This is a genomic window from uncultured Alistipes sp., assembly GCF_902388705.1.
Taxonomy (GTDB): Bacteria; Bacteroidota; Bacteroidia; order Bacteroidales; family Rikenellaceae; genus Alistipes.
Genome location: NZ_CABMQJ010000113.1, coordinates 1 through 2,881, shown reverse-complemented (window position 1 = coordinate 2,881; position 2,881 = coordinate 1). Strand labels below are relative to the sequence as shown.

The 2,881-nt window shown below is 66.5% G+C and carries 2 protein-coding genes; both read left to right on the top strand.

Annotated elements, in window-relative coordinates; genetic code table 11:
- Positions 1-876 (top strand): hypothetical protein (locus tag QZT71_RS12265; protein ID WP_295916631.1); only part of this gene is annotated, 876 nt, incomplete at its 5' end.
- Positions 867-2,881: hypothetical protein (locus QZT71_RS12260; RefSeq protein WP_295916630.1), on the top strand; the 2,015-nt coding region annotated here is incomplete at its 3' end. The genes QZT71_RS12265 and QZT71_RS12260, both read left to right, overlap by 10 nt.

Below are 2,881 nucleotides of genomic sequence, written 5' to 3'. Positions count from 1 at the left end.
AAACGTTTCGCCGGGGCCACGGCGGCTTCGTTCGACGCGGCGCCCTACCTGCGCCGGGCCGTACGGTTCGTCCCGACGACCGGGGGCACGGGATTCCACGCCACGGACGGACGCACCGTCATGGCACTCGTAGAGGCCCGAACGCTGTCCGCCGACACAGTTCCCGGGAAGCAGGCCGCGGGAACCGCCGCAGAAAACCCGCTCACCTCCCCGCTGCGAACGTTCCTGCCCCGTATGACGGCGATCACGGCGCCCGCCCTGCTGACGACGATGCCCCTCACACGCCTGATCGCCTGCGGCGAATGCGACGAGCTGACCCTCTTCTCGGACGAAGCCTGCACGGTGATTGTCACGGCGCAGGCCGGAACGACCGCAACGGCCCGGAGCTACCGCACGCTGACGGGAGGCGTGCTCGTCTTCCAGCTCGACACCCGCGACTTTCCCGGGGCCGAAACGCTGACCGTCGACGCGGGAGCGTGCGGCACAATCACCTACACCCTCGTTGCGGCGGTTCCCGAAGCCCGGCGGCTGGCATGGCGCAGCAGCGCGGGCAGCATCGAGCACTACACCTTCCCGGTCGAACGGTCGGTAACGCTGGAAACCGCAAAAAAGCGGGCCTACGGAAGCGGAGGACACCTCGTCGCACAGGCCGCGACCGAGCGGCGGAGCGTGCTGGTGTCGGCCTATGAAACCCGCGAAGTTGTCGAAGCCCTCGCCGAAATCTGCGCAACGCCCGACGTATGGCTGGCCGCAGAAGCCGGTTACGAAGCCGTCGACACAGTCACCGACAAGGCCGTCGTCCACCGCCACGGCGCAGTGTCCTGCCTCGAAATCGAAATCCGGGACAAACGCAAAACCGGAGCGCTATGGAACTGACAATCGACGGAGCGGCCTGCGATTCCGGAACGGGCACACCCGCCGTACCGGGCTACACCGCCGCGAAACTGGCCGACATCGAAGCCGCCCGCGAAGGCCGTTCGCTGGAGCTCACGCTCCCGGCGACCTCCCGCAACGCGGCCCTCCTGGGCTTCGCCCGCGATCCGCACACGGCCACCCGGTTCAACGCCTCGCCCCACACGGCGGAACTCACGGCGGAGGGGGCCCGGCTCCTGATTGGAACGGTACGGCTGCTGGAGTCCTCGGAGGCGGGTTACCGCATCGAAATACGCGAAGGCGGGGCACAGTGGGCGAAAAATGCGGCGCTGCGGACGTTCGACAGCCTCGGCGTCGACTACCGGGCGAACCTGCTTCCGTCGACGATTTTCGCAAGCTGGACGGACCAGTCGCCCGTAAAATTCTTCCCCATCCGGCGCGACGAATACCCGCAGCAAAACAGTTCGTCGGATTTACGGCCCGCCGAACGGCTGCTGTCGGTGGACGACTACCATCCGTTCCTGCACGTGGCGACGCTCGTCGAAACCCTTTTCACGGAGGCGGACTACCGCATCGAGAGCCGCTTCATGGCCTCCGACGAATTCCAATCGCTTTACATGAGCGGCGCATACCCCGCGCGCGACACCACGGCGCTCGCCGCGCGGATGGGGTTCTTCGCCCGCCGACTGGCGCCCGTCACCGCCCGGGGCAACCACCTGGGACGCGTATACGCCAACCCGGACACCACCGCCAGCAGCGTGGGCAACATCGTCGAAACGGCCACGCCCCAGACTCCCGATGCGGACGGCGAGCCGATTCCCGAGCTGTGCAACAACGGCGGCTGTTTCGGTTTCGACAACGGCCGAATCGCCTTTACGCCCACGACCGCGGTGAGCGCCGGATTCGAGTTTTACCTCAAGTACACCACCGACCACCGCATCCTGACCCGCGAACGGCTCAAGGGGTTCGACTCGGTTTATTTCGGAACGGGTGCCGACATACCCTTTACGCTGGCCAACCGGTACGAAGACCGCCGGGACGCAATAGCGCCCAACTACCGCTACACGGTTATCGTATTCGAACACACGCAAGGGGCGCAATACCGGCTCACGTACACGCGCAACGGGGTTTCGGGTACGCTCTGGAGCGAATTCGCCGCACGCACCGCATCGGTCGCAACCCCGGCGTCGGGCACCGTGTCCGCTCCCGTGCTGCTCGTCCGAAGCGGCGACGGCTGGATAACTTATGCGGGCGACTGGGCGCTCTACGACGGCTACATCGCCGAAACGGGGCAAACGACGGTCGAACTGCGGGTACGAACCGCCGCGGAGCCGCTCACGGCCTCGTCGCCCAGGTTGTTCAACCTAATCTACTTTTACGGCGCGGAAGAAGGCATGTCGCTCACGCTGCACAAGGAGTGCTCGCTGCGGCCGCAATTCGCGTCGGCGCCCGGCTACGGTTCGCCGATTACGTTCGCCGACGTCGCCCGCCACCGGATACGGCAGTCGGCGCTGCTCGAGGCGTTGCAACACCTCTTCAACCTGCGCTTCCACACCGAGCAGGCGACGAAAACCGTCCGCATCGAACCTGCCGACGACTTCTTCGGCGCAGGCGCAGTGGCCGACTGGCGGGACAGGACCGATTTTTCGCAGCCCGTCGTTCTGGCCGACATCGCTCTGCAGGTCCATGAACGCCGCACGTGGAGGTATTCGGAGGGCGACGGCGCCGTGGCCCGCTTCGACGCCCAGGCCGGGAGTCCTTTCGGGGCATGGAGCGTCCGCACCGGTTCCTATGCGGCCAAAGAGGGCGAAGAGGTATTGCGCAACCCCCTGTTTTGTCCCACTATCAGCACCGCAGAACACTACGCCAACGCCCCCTCGGCGCTGGTCATGCAGGTCGGCGACCGCGACAACGCACAGGAGCAGGGCGCCGGCGTCACGCCGCGCATCGTGCGCTTCGCCGGAATGCACCCGCTGCCCGCCGGAGAGCGCTGGGGCTATCCCTCGGG